Annotated in this window: 14 protein-coding genes; 5 read left to right on the forward strand and 9 right to left on the reverse strand. The window is 72.0% G+C overall.

Features of this window, described 5'->3' with window-relative positions:
* Positions 1-43: 43 nt before the first annotated feature.
* Positions 44-1,102, reverse strand: coding sequence for an aldo/keto reductase (locus tag IM778_RS10890; RefSeq protein WP_194408916.1), 1,059 nt, complete (start codon positions 1,100-1,102; stop codon positions 44-46).
* Positions 1,103-1,300: 198 nt separating this feature from the next.
* Positions 1,301-3,580 (reverse strand): polyribonucleotide nucleotidyltransferase, encoded by a 2,280-nt coding sequence (locus IM778_RS10895; RefSeq protein WP_194408917.1) that lies wholly within the window; start codon positions 3,578-3,580, stop codon positions 1,301-1,303.
* 331 nt (positions 3,581-3,911) lie between these two features.
* On the opposite strand from IM778_RS10895, the gene IM778_RS10900 reads away from it, so the two are divergent.
* Positions 3,912-4,091 carry a DUF5302 domain-containing protein gene (locus IM778_RS10900; protein ID WP_194408918.1) on the forward strand — a complete coding sequence of 60 codons (180 nt, stop codon included), beginning with the start codon at positions 3,912-3,914 and terminating at the stop codon, positions 4,089-4,091.
* A gap of 17 nt (positions 4,092-4,108) precedes the next feature.
* Positions 4,109-4,294, forward strand: a complete 186-nt coding sequence (locus IM778_RS10905) for a hypothetical protein (protein ID WP_194408919.1) — start codon at positions 4,109-4,111, stop codon at positions 4,292-4,294.
* 33 nt (positions 4,295-4,327) lie between these two features.
* On the opposite strand, the gene IM778_RS10910 is transcribed toward IM778_RS10905, so the two are convergent.
* Positions 4,328-6,301, reverse strand: a complete 1,974-nt coding sequence (locus IM778_RS10910; RefSeq protein ID WP_194408920.1) for a glycosyltransferase — start codon at positions 6,299-6,301, stop codon at positions 4,328-4,330.
* A gap of 139 nt (positions 6,302-6,440) precedes the next feature.
* On the opposite strand from IM778_RS10910, the gene IM778_RS10915 reads away from it, so the two are divergent.
* Complete coding sequence (locus IM778_RS10915) at positions 6,441-7,043, forward strand: DedA family protein (protein ID WP_228484508.1); 603 nt, start codon at positions 6,441-6,443, stop codon at positions 7,041-7,043.
* A gap of 62 nt (positions 7,044-7,105) precedes the next feature.
* A complete protein-coding gene (locus IM778_RS10920; RefSeq protein ID WP_194408921.1) occupies positions 7,106-7,948 on the forward strand; it encodes a DNA/RNA non-specific endonuclease in 843 nt (280 codons plus the stop codon).
* Between the two features lie 9 nt (positions 7,949-7,957).
* On the opposite strand, the gene IM778_RS10925 is transcribed toward IM778_RS10920, so the two are convergent.
* From IM778_RS10925 to IM778_RS10940, 4 genes are all read right to left on the reverse strand, one after another.
* Positions 7,958-8,608, reverse strand: coding sequence for a CE1759 family FMN reductase (locus tag IM778_RS10925; protein WP_194408922.1), 651 nt, complete (start codon positions 8,606-8,608; stop codon positions 7,958-7,960).
* Between the two features lies 1 nt (position 8,609).
* Entirely contained in the window at positions 8,610-9,815 is a 1,206-nt protein-coding gene (locus IM778_RS10930; RefSeq protein ID WP_194411836.1) for an LLM class flavin-dependent oxidoreductase, read from the reverse strand.
* Positions 9,816-9,992: 177 nt separating this feature from the next.
* A complete protein-coding gene (locus IM778_RS10935) occupies positions 9,993-10,871 on the reverse strand; it encodes an alpha/beta fold hydrolase (RefSeq protein ID WP_194408923.1) in 879 nt (292 codons plus the stop codon).
* Positions 10,872-10,884: 13 nt separating this feature from the next.
* Positions 10,885-12,378 (reverse strand): carboxylesterase/lipase family protein, encoded by a 1,494-nt coding sequence (locus IM778_RS10940; RefSeq protein WP_194408924.1) that lies wholly within the window; start codon positions 12,376-12,378, stop codon positions 10,885-10,887.
* A 116-nt stretch (positions 12,379-12,494) separates the two neighbouring features.
* On the opposite strand from IM778_RS10940, the gene IM778_RS10945 reads away from it, so the two are divergent.
* A complete protein-coding gene (locus IM778_RS10945) occupies positions 12,495-13,670 on the forward strand; it encodes an acyltransferase family protein (protein WP_194408925.1) in 1,176 nt (391 codons plus the stop codon).
* Positions 13,671-13,692: 22 nt separating this feature from the next.
* Here IM778_RS10945 and IM778_RS10950 read toward each other — a convergent pair whose 3' ends face one another.
* Both IM778_RS10950 and IM778_RS10955 read right to left on the reverse strand, forming a co-directional pair.
* Complete coding sequence (locus IM778_RS10950) at positions 13,693-14,541, reverse strand: SDR family oxidoreductase (protein ID WP_194408926.1); 849 nt, start codon at positions 14,539-14,541, stop codon at positions 13,693-13,695.
* A gap of 55 nt (positions 14,542-14,596) precedes the next feature.
* On the reverse strand, positions 14,597-15,547 hold the full coding sequence (locus IM778_RS10955) for a helix-turn-helix transcriptional regulator (RefSeq protein WP_194408927.1): 951 nt from the start codon (positions 15,545-15,547) through the stop codon (positions 14,597-14,599).
* Between the last annotated feature and the right edge of the window lie 49 nt (positions 15,548-15,596).

Below are 15,596 nucleotides of genomic sequence, written 5' to 3' on the forward strand. Positions count from 1 at the left end.
CGCCTCCGCCGCCTGTGGACGGATCGGCCGAGCGGGCGTCGTGCTACTCGGAGGCGCGTGCGATGTCGGCCAGCTGCGCACGGCTCAGGCGCACGCCGACACCCTGCACGAGCTCCTCCACCTGCCCGGGGGCATAGGCGTTCACGATCGGCGCCGTGACGAGCTTCTGGGCGAGCAGCCAGGCGACCGCGACGGCCGCGTCGGGCACGCCGAGCTCGGCGCCGACCGCGTCGAGGGCCCGCAGCGTGCGGTTGCCCCGGCGATTGAGGTTCGCGGCGAGCTGCGCGCCGCGCACTGACAGCGACCCGCGCTGCTTGGAGCGCAGCCGACCCGCCAGGAACCCGTGCTCGAGTGCGTGCGACGGCGTCACCGCCATGCCCTGGGCGCCTGCGACCAGCCGCAGGTCGGAGTCGAACTCGTGGCGCCGGAGCACGTTGAACGGGACGTCGAGCACGGTGATGCGCGGATAGCCCGCGGACGCGAAGATCCGCGCCTCCACCAGCTGCGCGGCCGCGTAGCCCATCGCGCCGATCGTGCGGACCTTGCCCGTCTCGACCAGCCACTCGGCGGTCGCGAGCGTGTCTTCGAGCGCCGTCTTGCGATCTGCGGTCGCATCGAGGTACAGCACATCGATCCGGTCGGTGCGCAACCGGGTCAGCGATGCCTCCACGGCGCGCACGAGATTGACCGATCCGAGCCCGGGGTTATCGGGGTGACCGCCCACGCGCACCGCGAGCACGATGTCGTCGCGCAGCCCGCGCGAGTGCAGCCACTGCCCGATGATGTGCTCGCTGCGGCCGCTCGAGAAGCTGTCGGACGTGTGCACGGCGTTGCCGCCGAGCTCCGCGTACGCGTCGAGGATGGCGTGGCTCGACTCGAGGTCGACGTTCCAGCCGAACTCGGCACCGCCGAGGATGAGGGGGAACACCGAGAGCCCGCTCTCGTCGAGCGCGACGCGCACCTCGCTGCCCACGCCCGGCCCCTGCACCGGGATCGGGGCGGACGGGTGCACCCCGCGCACGGCCTCCTGACGCGCAGAGCCGGTGGCCGCGGCATCCGGGCTCGTCGACGGAAGCGTCGAGTCAACGCCGAAATAAGCCATGTGCCACCCCCTCACGCGACTCGGTGGGAGCCTCGTGATCACCGACGCACCCCCCGGCACGTACTTAGAGGGTAGGACAGCGCGGCGCGCACTCAGGCCGCACAGGCGAACTGCCGATAAACATTACATAACGCTTTGATCACGACGGATGCCCGTCCTCTCCGCGCGGAGAGGACGGGCATCCGGGAATCGCTGCGCTCAGCCCTCGGCAGGAGCCTCCGGGCCCTCGCTGGCCGCCGCGCGACCCTCCTGGTCGGCAGCCTCCTCCAGCACGGGCTCGAGGGAGAGCTTGCCGCGGTCGTCGATCTTGGTGATGCGCACCAGGAGCTTCTGACCGACGTTCAGCACGTCCTCGACGTTCTCGACCCGCTTTCCGCCGGCGAGCTTGCGGACCTCGCTGACGTGCAGCAGGCCGTCCTTGCCGGGAAGAAGCGAGATGAACGCACCGAAGGTCGCGATCTTCACGACGGTGCCCAGGAACTGCTCGCCGACCTCCGGGTTGGTGGGGTTGGCGATCGCGTTCACCTGGGCGCGCGCGGCCTCGGCCGACGGGCCGTCGACGGCGCCGATGTAGACGGTGCCGTCCTCCTCGATGGAGATGTCGGCGCCGGTCTCGTCCTGGATCGCGTTGATCGTCTTGCCCTTCGGGCCGATCAGCTCGCCGATCTTGTCGACCGGGATCTGGACGCTGATCACGCGCGGCGCCGTCGGGGCCATCTCGTCCGGGCCGTCGATGGCGGCGTTCAGGACGCCGAGGATCGTGAGGCGAGCCTCCTTGGCCTGGGTCAGCGCCGCCGACAGCACCGACGACGGGATGCCGTCGAGCTTGGTGTCGAGCTGGATCGCGGTGACGAACTCGCTCGTGCCGGCGACCTTGAAGTCCATGTCGCCGAGCGCGTCCTCGGCACCCAGGATGTCGGTCAGCGCGGCGTAGCGGGTCTGGCCGTCGACCTCGTCGGACACGAGACCCATCGCGATGCCGGCGACGGGAGCGCGCAGCGGCACGCCCGCGTTCAGCAGCGACAGCGTCGACGCGCACACCGAGCCCATCGACGTCGAGCCGTTGGAGCTCAGCGCCTCGGAGACCTGGCGGATCGCGTACGGGAACTCCTCGCGCCCCGGAAGCACCGGCACGAGAGCACGCTCGGCGAGGAAGCCGTGGCCGATCTCGCGGCGCTTGGGGCTGCCCACACGACCCGTCTCACCCGTCGAGTAGGGCGGGAAGTTGTAGTGGTGCATGTAGCGCTTGTGCGTGACGGGCGACAGCGAGTCGATCTGCTGCTCCATCTTGAGCATGTTCAGCGTGGTGACGCCCAGGATCTGGGTCTCGCCGCGCTGGAAGATCGCCGAGCCGTGGACGCGCGGGATGACCTGCACCTCGGCGTCGAGCGGGCGGATGTCGGCCAGGCCGCGACCGTCGATGCGCACGCCCTCGGTGAGGATGCGGCCGCGGACGATCTTCTTGGTGACCGACTTGTAGGCCGCCGAGAACTCGATCGTGGCGACGGCCGGAAGCTCGTTCGCCTCGACCGCGGCGATCAGCTCGCCCTTCACGCGGTCGCGCAGCGCGTCGTCGGCGCTGTTGCGCTCGGACTTGTCGGCGATCTGGTAGATGCCCACCAGCTCGTCGTAGGCACGGCCGGCGACGAAGTCGTAGACCTCCTGGCTGTACGCCGGGAAGACCGGGTACTCCTGGATCTCCTTCGCGGCGGTGTTCGCCACGACGTTCTGCGCGGCGACGAGCTCCTTGATGAAGGGCTTCGCGGCCTCGAGGCCCTGCGCGACGATCTCTTCGCTCGGCTTGGTGGCGCCGGCCTTGATGAGGTTCCAGCTGTGCTCGGTGGCCTCGGCCTCGACCATCATGATCGCGACGTCGCCGTCTTCGAGCACGCGGCCCGCGACGATGAGGTCGAAGACGGCCTCCTCGAGCTGCTTGGCGTTCGGGAACGCGACCCACTGGTCGGCGTGCTCGCCGTGGCCCGGGACGAGCGCGAGGCGGACGCCGGCGATCGGACCGGAGAACGGCAGACCCGAGATCTGGGTCGACAGCGAGGCGGCGTTGATCGCGAGGGCGTCGTAGAACTCCCCCGGCGCGATCGAGAGCACGGTGACGACGATCTGCACCTCGTTGCGGAGGCCGTCGACGAACGACGGGCGCAGCGGGCGGTCGATCAGACGGCACACCAGGATCGCCTCGGTCGACGGGCGGCCCTCGCGGCGGAAGAACGAGCCGGGGATCTTGCCCGCGGCGTACGAGCGCTCTTCGACGTCGACGGTCAACGGGAAGAAGTCGAAGCCCTCACGAGGGTGCTTGCCGGCGCTGGTGGCCGACAGCAGCATCGTCTCCTCGTCGAGGTACGCGGCGACGGCGCCCTGCGCCTGCTGCGCGAGTCGCCCGGTCTCGAACCGGACGGTGCGGGTGCCGAAGCGTCCGTTGTCGAGGACGGCTTCGGCTGCGGTGATTTCAGGACCTTCCAAGAGGTCTCTCCTTCTTTGTTTAGGCTCGCACGCGCGTCTCGCGCACGAGCTTGATGCGAAGGAGCAGGAACAGGCAGATCTCAGCGTGCGGGGATGCCGCGGGACTCGCCAGCACTGGTCACCAGTAGAAGACCACCCGGCGCTGACGCGACGGGGAACCCACCACAGGGGACCAGCTTCCTGCCGGCCTGCTCCACATGCCCGGATAGGCACGGTGTGCTCATATGGAATTGAGCGGATGCCCGAGGGCAACCCGCACAAGCCTATCAGCGGGCGGCTCGCCTGCCGCATCCTCTGGCGGGCCTGCGCGCACGGCGCCTAGGGTGGAGGCATGAGCACCGACGACAAGCCGAGCGCCGCGTCCGACGAGATGAAGCGCAAGTTCAAGGAAGCGCTCGACAAGAAGAACGCGCAGCAGCGGTCGGGCGAGTCCCACCTGGACGGGGAATCGGCGATCCACGGCACGCATGGTGCGGTGACCAAGCGCGAGTTCCGTCGTAAGAGCGGCTAGGACCGCAGAGGTGTGACATGAGCGATTTCCGCGAGCGCATCCCCGACGACGACCGCGATGTGCCGATCGACGACGAGGCGGAGCTCGAGCTGCCCCCGCCGACCATCGATCCGCTCGAGGCGATCGAGGAGGATGTCGACGATCTGGAGTACGAGGAGCGCGAGTCCGCGATCGAGGCGGGCGAGGTCGACCCGCACGACTGAGAGGGAGCGCTCGCGGCGTCGTGCCCGGATGTCTCAGCCCGCGGCGCTGGGCGCTCGCACGTCGCCGCGACCGCCGATGAGCACGTAGTCGGCGTGCTTGGGGTCGAGCCCGTCACCGGCGGTGCGCCCGCGAAGCCGCCGCCACACCCAGGGCAGCGCGTCGCGCCGGAGCCAGGTGCCGTGAGCGATCGGGTCGTCGTCGGCGTGGAGGGCGGCATCGAGCCCGCCGAGCGCGTCGGCGTCGGGCACGCCCAGCGCCTCGGCCGCACGGTAGGCGAGGAACCGGTGCCCACGCGAGCGCAGGTGCACCTTGTCGTCCGCCCACAGCTCCAGCTCGCCGATCGCCGGCAGGGCGTCGAGGTCGAGGAGCATCGCGCCCGTGGCGGCGGCGATCCGGCGCAGCTCCGACGCGTACACCGCGAAGCGGCGCTCGAACAGGATCGCCGCGCGCCGCCGTGGCAGGAAGGGCGTCACGAGGAGCACGTCGATCCCGGCGTCCCGGAGTGTGCGCACCGCGTCCGCGAGCACCGCCGCGAGGGCGACCGGGTCGACGCGGGGACCCACGAGGTCGTTGGCGCCGATGAGGATCGAGACGAGGTCGGGGCGCAGCGCCAGGGCACGCGGCACTTGCTCCTGTACGAGGTGTGCGACACGGCGGCTGCGCACGGCGAGGTTCGCGTAGCGGAACGGCGTGCGGCCGGCGCGAGAGTGGGCCAGCAGCTGCGCGAGGCGGTCGGCCCATCCTCGGTACTCGCCCGAGGGCATGCGCGAGGCATCGCACAGCCCCTCGGTGAGGGAGTCTCCCAGTGCGACGAACCGCGACCAGCGACGCGGCTCGGTGGTGTGCGGCACGAGCGGGACGGGACGGACGGCGACGCGACGCGACCGCGCGTCGTCGAGCGGGCGCAGCGTCCGTGCCTCGTCGTAGTGCTCGACCAGCCGCTCGCACAGCGCGGCCCACGTGCGAGCCCGCACCGACTCGCGGGCCGCGGCGGCGAACGCACGGCGCTTGCCGTCGTCTCCGACCAGGTCCGAGACGCGCGCCCGCAGGTCGCCGAGATCGCCGGGCCGGTAGAGCCAGCCGTCGACGCTCGACCGCACCAGGTCGACCGGACCGCCGACGCCGGTGGCCACGACCGGCACGCCGCTGGCAAGAGCCTCCTGGATCGTCTGGCCGAAGGTCTCGCTCTCACCGGGGTGCACGAAGACGTCGAAGCTCGCGAGCACCTCGGCCAGCTCGGTGCCTCCGAGCTGACCCGTGAACACCGCCTCGGGCAGCGCGGCCTCCAGCGCCGCCCGTGCGGGGCCGTCGCCGACGATCACCAGACGCGTCCCGGGAAGGTCCGCCAGCGCGGCGAGGTCGTGAACCTGCTTCTCGGGCGCGAGCCGGCCGACGTAGCCGATCACGGTCTCGCCGGGGGCGATGCGCGCGCGCCACGGCTCGCTGCGGCGCTCGGGGCGGAAGCGCTCGGCGTCGACACCGCGGCCCCACCGGCGCAGCCGGTCCACCCCCAGGTCCTCGAGCTGGCGGAGCGAGGCCGTCGACGGCGCGAGGGTCAAAGTCGCGCGGCGGTGGAGTCGTGCGACATGGCGCCCGACGAGGGCCGCGGCCTGCGGCATCCCGTACTTCTCCGCGTACGCGACGACGTCGGTCTGGTACACCGCGACGGACGGGATGCGGAGGGCATCGGCGGCGGCCATGCCCTGCCAGCCGAGCACGAACGGCGACGCCAGGTGTACGACATCGGGGTCGAAGGCGCGGAGGATGGCGGCGAGGCGCGCCGCGCGGGCGAACACCACGCGCACGTCGGGATACGAGGGCAGCGGCACCGACCGCAGGAGCTCGGTGCGGGCGCCGTGCAGGTCGGCCGTCACCTCGCCGGACCTCGGTGCGATGACGAGCGTCTCATGGCCCTGGGCCTCGAGCTGGCGCAGGACCTGGAGGACCGACCCCGTGACGCCGTTCATGTGGGGCAGGAACGATTCGGCGAGCAGTGCGACTCTCACGAGTCCAGGGTGGAGGGGTGCGGCGGCCCCGGACGACGCGAACCGCGTCCGCGCGGAAGTGTTCACCGGATGCTCCGAGGCAGGTCACCGGACGTGCCCCGTTCCGTCGCCGTTCACCCCCGGCGGCTACCAAGGACACGTGGTCGAGGAGCTGCTGACCGAGATCGCCCGCAATCCGTGGGCGCTCGCGGTGCTGTTCGCGCTCGTGCTCGGCGACGCGTTCCTGGTGGTCATCCCCGGCGAGGCGGCCGTCACCGCCTTCGGCGCGCTGTCGGTCTCGGGCGGCGAGCCGCCGCTGCCCGCCATCGTCGCCGTGGCCACGGTCGCAGCGGTCGCCGGCGACGCGGCCTGCTACGTCGTGGGACGCACGATCGGCCTCGAGCGGTGGCGCTGGATGCGCGCACCGCGCGTGCAGGCGGCGCTGGCGTGGGCGCGGGCGCGGCTCGAACGCCGAGCGGCCCTCGTGCTGTTCACCGCCCGGTTCGTGCCCTTCGCCCGACTCGCGGTCAACCTGACGGCAGGGGCGACGAGGATCGGCGCGCCGCGCTACCTCGCGATCGCCGCGCTCGCGGCCTTCGCATGGGCGCTCTACCAGGCGCTGATCGGGGCGGCCGTGGCCGCGATCCTGCCCGGCGGTCCGGTGGTGGCGGTGGTCGTGTCGGTGGTGCTCGCCGTCGGCATCGGGCTCGGCATCGACGCGATCCTGGCCCGCCGGCTGCGCCGAGCGCGGGAGGACCTGTGATCTCGCGCGCCCCCGCGCGCGGCGCTCGGCTGCCCGGGGACGTCCGGGGGCAGGATGGAGTCGTGGCCGACGACACCAGCAGCGGATACGACCCGGGCTTCCTCGGTGTGGCGGTCCCCCTCCCGCGGCCGCTCGGCGACACCGAGATCCACGAGCTCGCCTCCCTCCACTTCACCGTGCTGCTCGACCCCGCCCGCCGCCTCGCCGCCGTCACCGCGGTGAACATCGACGGCGCGTCGCTGCAGGACCTCCCGCGCACGGGCGAATGGCGGCTCGACCCCCGGGTGCCCGCACGGGACCAGGCGGGACCGGAGCTGTACGCCGCGAACGACCTCGACCGTGGCCATCTCGTGCGCCGGCGCGATCCCGGCTGGGGCGACGCGGCCGAGGCGCGACGCGCGACGGAGGCCACGTTCTTCTACACGAACGCCGCCCCGCAGGCCAGCGCCTTCAATCAGTCCAAGGAGCTGTGGCTGGGACTCGAGGACCACGTCCTGCAGTACGCCGATTCCACTGATCGGCGCATCGCGGTCTTCACCGCACCCGTGCTCGCGGGCGACGATCCGCTGTACCGCGGCGTGCGGATTCCGCGGCGGTTCTTCAAAGTGGCGGCGTGGGTCGCCGCCGATGCGGACGGGATGCCGCGGCTCGAGGCATCCGGCTTCGTCCTGGACCAGTCGGAGCTGATCGACCTGCGCGAGGGCGTCCTGGCGACCCCGCGGCTGGGCGCGTTCCGCACGTTCCAGGTGCCGATCGCCGACATCGAGCACCTCTCGGGGATCGACCTCGGACCGCTGCCGGCGGCCGACGTGCTCCCACCCCTCGACAGGCCTGCGGATCGGGAGGTGCGCGGACGGGACGCCTGGCGCCCCCTCCGCGCAGCCCAGGACGTGCACCTCGGCTGACGGGGGAGGCTACTCCCCCGCGAGCCCGCCCAGCAGGTGACCGAAGGAGCGGCCTTCGCCCAGGTAGTTCGCGGGATCGAACGGGTCGGCGTCCTCGACCGGCTGGCGCCGCGCGACCGCCTCGGCGAGCTCGCGCGCGCCGCGGTCGACGCGCTCGCCGAGCGGCGCGACGTGGTCGGCCGACGCGCCCCAATCGCTCGACGCGGCGAACACCCCGGTCGACACCGGCTCGGCGTGCAGGTACGTGAAGAGCGGCCGGATCGCGTAGTCGATCGCGAGCGAGTGGCGTGCCGTTCCCGCGTTCGCGCCGATCAGCACGGGCTTGCCGGTGAGGGCGTCGGGGTCGAGGACGTCGATGAACGACTTGAACAGACCCGAGTAGCTGGTCGAGAAGATCGGCGTGACGGCGATGATCGCATCGGCCGAGACGACGGCGTTCACCATCGACTCCAGGGCCGGCGGCGCGAAGCCGGTGAGCAGGTTGTTCGTGATGTCGTGCGCGTAGTCGCGCAGCTCGAAGACATCGACGTCGGCCTGGATGCCGCGCTCGGCGAGCTGCGCCGTGGTCGCCGCAGCGAGGCGGTCGGCCAGCATGCGCGTCGACGAGGGGTTCGAGAGTCCAGCCGAGAGCACCGCGATGCGGCGGGGTGCCGTGGTCATCTCACGCGTCCTTCCGGCTCGAGCCGAGGCCGAACGCCGCGCCCGCCGCGGCCGGGGCGTCCTGGTACGGGCTGTCGCCCACGAGGTTGTCGCCGCGGTTGGCACCGGGCACCGCCTGCCGCGGCGCCTGGTCGCCGTACGCGGCGGCGACGAGGTTCGCGTGGGTCGGGGCATCCGGGGTCTCGGCCGGACGGTTCCGCTGCAGCTCCTCGCGCAGCACCGGCACGACCTCGCCGCCGAGGATGTCGAGCTGCTCGAGCACCGTCTTCAGGGGTAGGCCCGCGTGGTCGATCAGGAACAGCTGGCGCTGGTAGTCGCCGAAGGTGTCGCGCATCGCGGCGTAGCGGTCGATCACCTGCTGCGGCGAGCCGACGGTCAGCGGCGTCATGTCGCTGAAGTCCTCGAGCGACGGGCCGTGCCCGTACACCGGCGCGTTGTCGAAGTACGGGCGGAACTCGCGCACCGCGTCCTGGGAGTTCGCGCGCATGAACACCTGGCCGCCGAGACCGACGATCGCCTGCTCGGGCGTGCCGTGGCCGTAGTGCGCGAATCGCTGGCGGTAGAGCGTGATGAGCCGCTGGTAGTGCTCCTTGGGCCAGAAGATGTTGTTGGCGAAGAAGCCGTCGCCGTAGTACGCGGCCTGCTCGGCGATCTCGGGGGTCCGGATCGAGCCGTGCCACACGAAGGGCGCCACACCGTCGAGCGGCCGCGGCGTCGACGTGAAGCCCTGCAGCGGCGTGCGGAACTGCCCCTCCCAGTCCACGACGTCCTCGCGCCACAGCCGGTGGAGCAGGTTGTAGCTCTCGATCGCGAGGGGAAGGCCCTGGCGGATGTCCTTGCCGAACCACGGGTACACCGGGCCGGTGTTGCCACGGCCGAGCATGAGGTCGGTGCGCCCGCCCGACACGTGCTGCAGCATCGCGTAGTCCTCGGCGATCTTCACCGGGTCGTTCGTGGTGATGAGCGTCGTGGCGGTGGAGAGGATGAGCCGCTCGGTCTGCGCCGCGATGTAGGCGAGCGTCGTGGTGGGCGAGGATGACCAGAACGGCGGGTTGTGGTGCTCGCCGAGGGCGAAGACGTCGAGTCCGACCTCCTCGGCGTGCCGGGCGATCGTCAGGGTCGCCTGGATCCTGTCGGCCTCGCTCGGGGTGGTGCCGGTGGTCGGGTCCTGGGTGATGTCGCTCACCGTGAAGATGCCGAACTGCATTCCCGGCCACGTGGTGCTGTCGCTCACGATCGCTTCTCCGCTCCCCTGTCTCAGGGCTCCGTTCGCCGCACGGGATCTCCGCTGCGGCGAATCTATGCAAATGAATGTATATCGTGCAACGCGTGCTCACCAAGGTTATTCCCGGCCGGATGCCTCAGGCCGAGGCATCCCGGCCCCTCACGCGTCGTCGAACAGCCGCAGCATGTCGCGCGCGAGCTGATGCGGCGTCGTCTCGCACGGCGCATGGCCGGTCGGATAGATCGCGACGCGGGCGCCGATGCGCGCCGCATAGGCGTCGTGCTGCGCCTGCGGCCACAGGTCCTGCACGCCCACCGCGATGAGCTTGGGCACGTCGACGGCGGCGACCTCGTCGGTGATGTCGGGCATCGCCATCATGAGCGCGACGACGTCGTCGATGCACGCGCGGGTCGTGACGCCGAGGCGCTCGCGCACGAACGCGATCCGGCCGGGAGGCGTGCGGTTCAGGTTGTAGCGGATGCCCCAGAGGATGAGACCCGCGGCGCGGTGGGGCGGCATGTCGGAGATCGGGCCGATGTGCTTGACGCCGCGGAACACCTGTCCGGTCGCCGGCGGCGCCGACATCAGGGTCAGGCTGCGGAAGAGCTCCGGGCGCTCCACGAGCGCGAGCTCGGTCACGAGGCCCGCGAAGCTGTAGCCCAGCACGTGGGCCGGCCCGCCGTCCTCGAGGATCGCGACGAGGTCGTCGACGAAGAGACGGTAGTCATACGAGGAGCGGGGCGGATCGAGGCGGGCCGGACCGGCCTCCACGGACTCGTAGTGCCCGGCGAGATCGTACGACTCGACGCGGTACCCCGCCGCCGCGAAGAGCGGGAACATCAGGACGAAGTCCTCTTTGGACCCCACCACGCCTGGCACCAGCACGACACGCGGCGCCGCCGGGTCGCCCAGGCGAACGCGCGCCAGGCCTCCGCTCGGGGCGGCGAACACGTCGCGCTCGGTCCCCGGCGGGAAGACGTGCCAGTCGAAGTCGGGAATGGCCTGGTCGCGCTCCAGCGCGTCGTCGATCGTCGTCATCGCGCGGAAGAGACTACCGCGCCGGAAGCCCGTCCAGCTCATCCTGGCGCGGCGCGTAGTCGATATGACCGCCCTCGGCGTCGAAGGCCTGAACGGGTCGGCGGGCCGACCACCGCTCCCACCCGGGATCGCCGCGCACCACGAAAGAGGTCCACGACCCGTGCATGGCCGTCGCGAGTGCTTGCGGGGCATCGGCGCCGCCCAAGGCGATGGCGTCGGGGGTGTCGAGCCGGTCGAAGACGAACCCCAGCTCCATCCCATGGGCCGCCCGCAGCCGATCGACGGGGCTCGGCCACCGGAACTCGTAGACCCACGTCGCCGCCGGGCCCGCGACGCGACTGTCCGCGAATCGCGTGATGGGTGCGCGCAGGAGCACGTCGGTCACCACTTCGCCCAGCACCTCGCCCGGCGTCGCATCGGGGCGGCGCGCGCGATGGGCGCGGACCACGCGTGCCGGCACGCGCGACGCGAGCCGCGCCAGCGCAAGGGTCGCCCGCGAAACGCGATCGACGACGCCCGTGGGAACGAACCACAGCCGGTACTCGTCGATCGTCGATCCGATGAGCACCGGGATGTCGCGGCCGGCTCCCGCCACGAGCGCGTCGAGAGGATTGCGGGGCACGGCGTCGCCGCCGATCGTCAGCGCCACGCTCGGGCCGCGTCCGAGCGGCGATGCGCCGGCCGAGATCGCCGTCTGCTGCGCCACCAGATCGGCCGCCGGTACGGATGCGAAGCCGGCACGAGTCGCCCCCACTCCGAGTCGGCGCGCGATCTCGCGGCTCATACGCCCAGCCCGCTTCGCGGGCTGCGCCACCAGCGGCCCGCTCTGAAGGATCGCCTGGTCGAACAGCTCCTTCGCGTGCGGAAGCGCGAGCAGCGCCGTCACGGTGTTCGCCCCCGCCGAGTGACCCATCACCGTCACGCGTGCCGGGTCGCCGCCGAAGGCGCCGATCTCGCGACGCACCCAGCGCAGGGCGGCCTCCTGATCGAGGACGCCGAGGTTCGGCGGCACGTCCTCGAGTACGGCGAACCCCTCCTGGCCGAGGCGGTACTGGATCGACACGTAGACGATGCCCGCGCTCGCGAACGTCGTCCCGTCGTAGGCCGGCAGGGCAGCCGTCCCGCGCGTGAGCGCTCCGCCGTGGACGAACACGAGCACGGGCAGCGCCGCGCCCGGCTCGCGCCCACCGGGTGTCCACACGTTGACCGAGAGGACCTCGTCGCCGGGAACGTCGACCGTCGGCAGGTACTTCTCGAGGCCGCCGCCGTACGGGGACTGCGGGGCGGTCGCGGCGAAGGCGGTGGCGTCCCGCACGCCGGTCCACGCGGCGGCGGGCTCCGGCGCGCGGAACCGTCGCGATCCCACCGGCGGCTCGGCGTACGGGATGCCGAGGAAACGATCGATCCTGCCGTCGGTGGCTCCGCGCACGAGGCCTGTGCTCAGCGTCGCGATCGGCGGTGCGTCGGCGGGGAGGGAAGAACCGCCCGCGGGCGCGGCATCCGTCATGGCGTCTCCTTCATCGGCTCGTACTCAGACTCACGCAGCGTGAGACTCGGTGTCAAGCGACGGCGGCCGATTCACCCCCGGGCTAGTCTGGTCAGCGCGCAGCGAGGGGGTGGACGATGACCGGAAGCAGCGCGCCGCCGACCGCCGCGACGCCGACGGGGTCCGTCGCGCGGCCCCGCCGTCGGCTGCCCTTCTGGGACAACGCGCGGTTCGCGTGCATCGTGCTCGTGGTGCTCGGGCACGCGGTGCAGCGCCTGACGTACGACTCCGACATCGCGCTCAGCCTGTACCTCGTCGTGTACGCGTTCCACATGCCGGCCTTCGCCGTCATCTCGGGGTACTTCTCGAAGTCCGACGCACCGACCAAGACCCAGATGGCGCGCGTGATCACCGACATCCTGGTGCCCTACGTCATCTTCGAGGGATTGTGGGCCCTCACGAAGTGGCTCGTCGAGGGGCGGGCGACCGCCGACCTCAGCGAACCGTCCTGGACGCTGTGGTTCCTGCTGGCGCTGGGCATCTTCCGTCTCGTGCTGCCCTACCTCGCGCTGCTGCGGTGGCCGCTCGCCTGGACGGTGGCGATCTCGATCGGCGCCGGCTACTTCGCCGGCATCGACTCGACGTTCTCACTGTCGCGGACGCTCGGCCTGCTGCCGTTCTTCACCCTGGGCTGGTGGCTGCGCGAGCACGACATCGTCGCGCGGTTCGCCCTGCTGGACCGCCGCCCGTGGTGGGTGCCCGCGGGAGGCGTGGGCCTGTTCGCGGTCGCGGGCTGGGCCGCGTGGCTCTTCGTGGACGACTGGCGCGCGATGAACCTGCGCGAGTGGCTGTTCTACGACGAGAACTACTCCGCCATCGGCGGCACGCAATGGTGGGCCGGGGGCGTCCGCCTCGCGCTGATGGCCGTCGCCCTGGTGCTGTCGGCCGCGTTCCTCGCGCTGGTGCCGCGCGGCGGCCACTGGTGGACGCACTTCGGCCAGTACACGATGTACGTCTACCTGCTGCACTCGTTCGTGCTGTACCCGTTCCGCGAGAACGGGCTGCTGCGGCACGCCGAGCCCACCTGGATCTGGCTGCCGCTGGTCGTCGTGCTCTCGGTGCTGATCGCGCTCGGCCTGGCCACCAAACCCGTCCGATGGCTGTTCCGGCCGCTCGTCGAACCCCGCCCGGCGTGGCTGTTCGCCGACCGACGGCTCGCGCGCCGCGAGGGTCGTCGCAGCGACCCCACCGGTTCACGACGGCCGCGCGAGGAGGAACGGATGCCTCGGCACGGGCCGCGGCGGCACGACTGAGTCGTCGAAGCGCGGGTCCCGGCTACGGGCGCGGCGACGGGAACTGCGTGCGCAGGACCCGCTCGAACGCGCGCTCGGACAGCGCGCGACGCAGCGACAGCATGAGCGTCGCGGACGGCGCGACGCGATACCGCGCCCGGGGCCGCCTCGACTCCGCAGCGCGCGCCACGCGCTCCGCCACGTCGCGCGGCGTGCACGCGAGGCGTGCGCGGGGACCGGAGTCCCACGCGAGCGTCAGCTCGGCGACCCGGCGGTTGTAGTCAGCCCACACCGGCTCGACCGGGGCGGAATCGCTGCGCTCCGCCGCGGCGTGCCCGAAGCCGGTCGTCACCATGCCGGGAGCGATCAGCGAGACGGCGACGCCGAACGGGCGCAGCTCGTACCGCAGCGCATCGCTGAAGGCCTCGATCGCGTGCTTGGTCGCTGCGTACGACCCCATGCCGGGCATGATGTACCGGCCGTTCATGGACCCGAGGTTCACGACCCGCCCCCACCGCTGGGCACGCATGCCGGGCAGCGCGAGCTGGGTCATGCTCAGCATCCCGAACACGTTCGTGGCGAACATGCGCTCCACGCGCTCCACCGCGAGCGTCTCGGTCGCGCCGAGCTCGCTGATGCCGGCGTTGTTCACCAGCACCCCGACGGCGCCCTCGCGGTCGACCACCACCTGCACGGCGGCGGCGCGCGAGGCCGCATCGGTGACGTCGAGCTCGAGGAGGCGGCATCCGCTCTCCTCCAGGTCGGCGATGGCGTCGAGGCGCCGGGCCGTGGCGTACACGCGCCACCCGCGGGAGGCGAGGAGGGAGGCCGTCTCGCGTCCGATGCCGGTGGAACAGCCCGTCACGAGCACGGCGCGGGAGATCCGCGTCATGCACCACGTGTATCGGGTCCGGCTCCCTGCGCGCAAGCGCCCGGCGAGATCCGGCTCAGCCGGCCGCCCGCAGGTACACGTCCGCGAGCCGTCGCAGGTGGGCTCGCAGCTCGCCCGGCTCGTCCACGGTGAAGTCCATGCCGAGCATCCCGATGTATGCGGCGATCGTCTCGAGGCTGTCCGCACCCGTCACGAGCACCGAGGTCGCGGGGTCGACCGCCTCGACCACTCCGACGGTCGGGTTGATGCGCGCGATCACCCGGTCGGCGGGAGCGGCGATCCGCAGCCGCGCGTGCACCTTCCAGCCGCCGACCGCGATCGATCGCAGGGCGAAGGCGGTGAAGTCCCCGCCCGGCACGGGCACCGGGTCGAAGGGCCGGCGCGTGGGCAGGCGCGGCTGGATCCAGTCCAGCCGGAAGGTCTCCCATGCGCCGCTGTCGGGATCCCGCGCGACGAGGTACCAGCGGCGCTGCCAGCTGAGCAGCCGGTAGGGCTCGACGCGGCGCGGCGTGCCGCGGTCGTCGAAGCGCAGCCATTCGCGCGCGTGCACGGCCTTCGCCACGGCGCTGAGCACCTGCGGATCCACCTCCGGGTCGGGAGCGTCGGTACCGGTGTTCTCGGGGGCGCTGTCGACCGTCGCGGCCACCGCGTCGACGGTCGGGCGCAGCCGCTCGGGGAGCACCTGCAGGAGCTTGCCGAGAGCTCGTGCGCCGGCTTCGTCGACGCCGGCGACGCCGCGGGCGGCGCGGAGCCCGACCGCCACCGCGACCGCCTCATCGTCGTCGAGGAGCAGCGGGGGGAGCTTGCCCCCCGCGGCGAGCCGGTACGACCCCGCGCGGCCGCGCTCGGCCTCGACCGGGTAGCCGAGCGATCGCAGGCGCTCGATGTCGTTGCGGACCGTGCGCCCCGAGACGCCCAGGCGCGCCGAGAGCTCGGGTCCGGACCACCGCGGCCGGCTCTGGAGGAGGCCGAGGAGCGCGAGCATGCGCGCCGACGTGCCGGCCATATGCACCGCCTCGAAGAAAGTTCGGTCTATCAGGAAGATACCTTGCCGC

The sequence above is a fragment of the Microbacterium cremeum genome (genome assembly GCF_015277855.1).
In the GTDB taxonomy this organism is placed as follows: Bacteria; Actinomycetota; Actinomycetes; order Actinomycetales; family Microbacteriaceae; genus Microbacterium; species Microbacterium cremeum.

Coding starts and splice junctions, on each gene's coding strand:
- IM778_RS10890 (WP_194408916.1), bottom strand. CDS start 1,102: ATGGCTTATTTCGGCGTTGACTCGACGCTTCCGTCGACGAGCCCGGAT.
- IM778_RS10900 (WP_194408918.1), top strand. CDS start 3,912: ATGAGCACCGACGACAAGCCGAGCGCCGCGTCCGACGAGATGAAGCGC.
- IM778_RS10905 (WP_194408919.1), top strand. CDS start 4,109: ATGAGCGATTTCCGCGAGCGCATCCCCGACGACGACCGCGATGTGCCG.
- IM778_RS10925 (WP_194408922.1), bottom strand. CDS start 8,608: ATGACCACGGCACCCCGCCGCATCGCGGTGCTCTCGGCTGGACTCTCG.
- IM778_RS10930 (WP_194411836.1), bottom strand. CDS start 9,815: ATGCAGTTCGGCATCTTCACGGTGAGCGACATCACCCAGGACCCGACC.
- IM778_RS10935 (WP_194408923.1), bottom strand. CDS start 10,871: ATGACGACGATCGACGACGCGCTGGAGCGCGACCAGGCCATTCCCGAC.
- IM778_RS10940 (WP_194408924.1), bottom strand. CDS start 12,378: ATGACGGATGCCGCGCCCGCGGGCGGTTCTTCCCTCCCCGCCGACGCA.
- IM778_RS10945 (WP_194408925.1), top strand. CDS start 12,495: ATGACCGGAAGCAGCGCGCCGCCGACCGCCGCGACGCCGACGGGGTCC.
- IM778_RS10950 (WP_194408926.1), bottom strand. CDS start 14,541: ATGACGCGGATCTCCCGCGCCGTGCTCGTGACGGGCTGTTCCACCGGC.
- IM778_RS10955 (WP_194408927.1), bottom strand. CDS start 15,547: ATGGCCGGCACGTCGGCGCGCATGCTCGCGCTCCTCGGCCTCCTCCAG.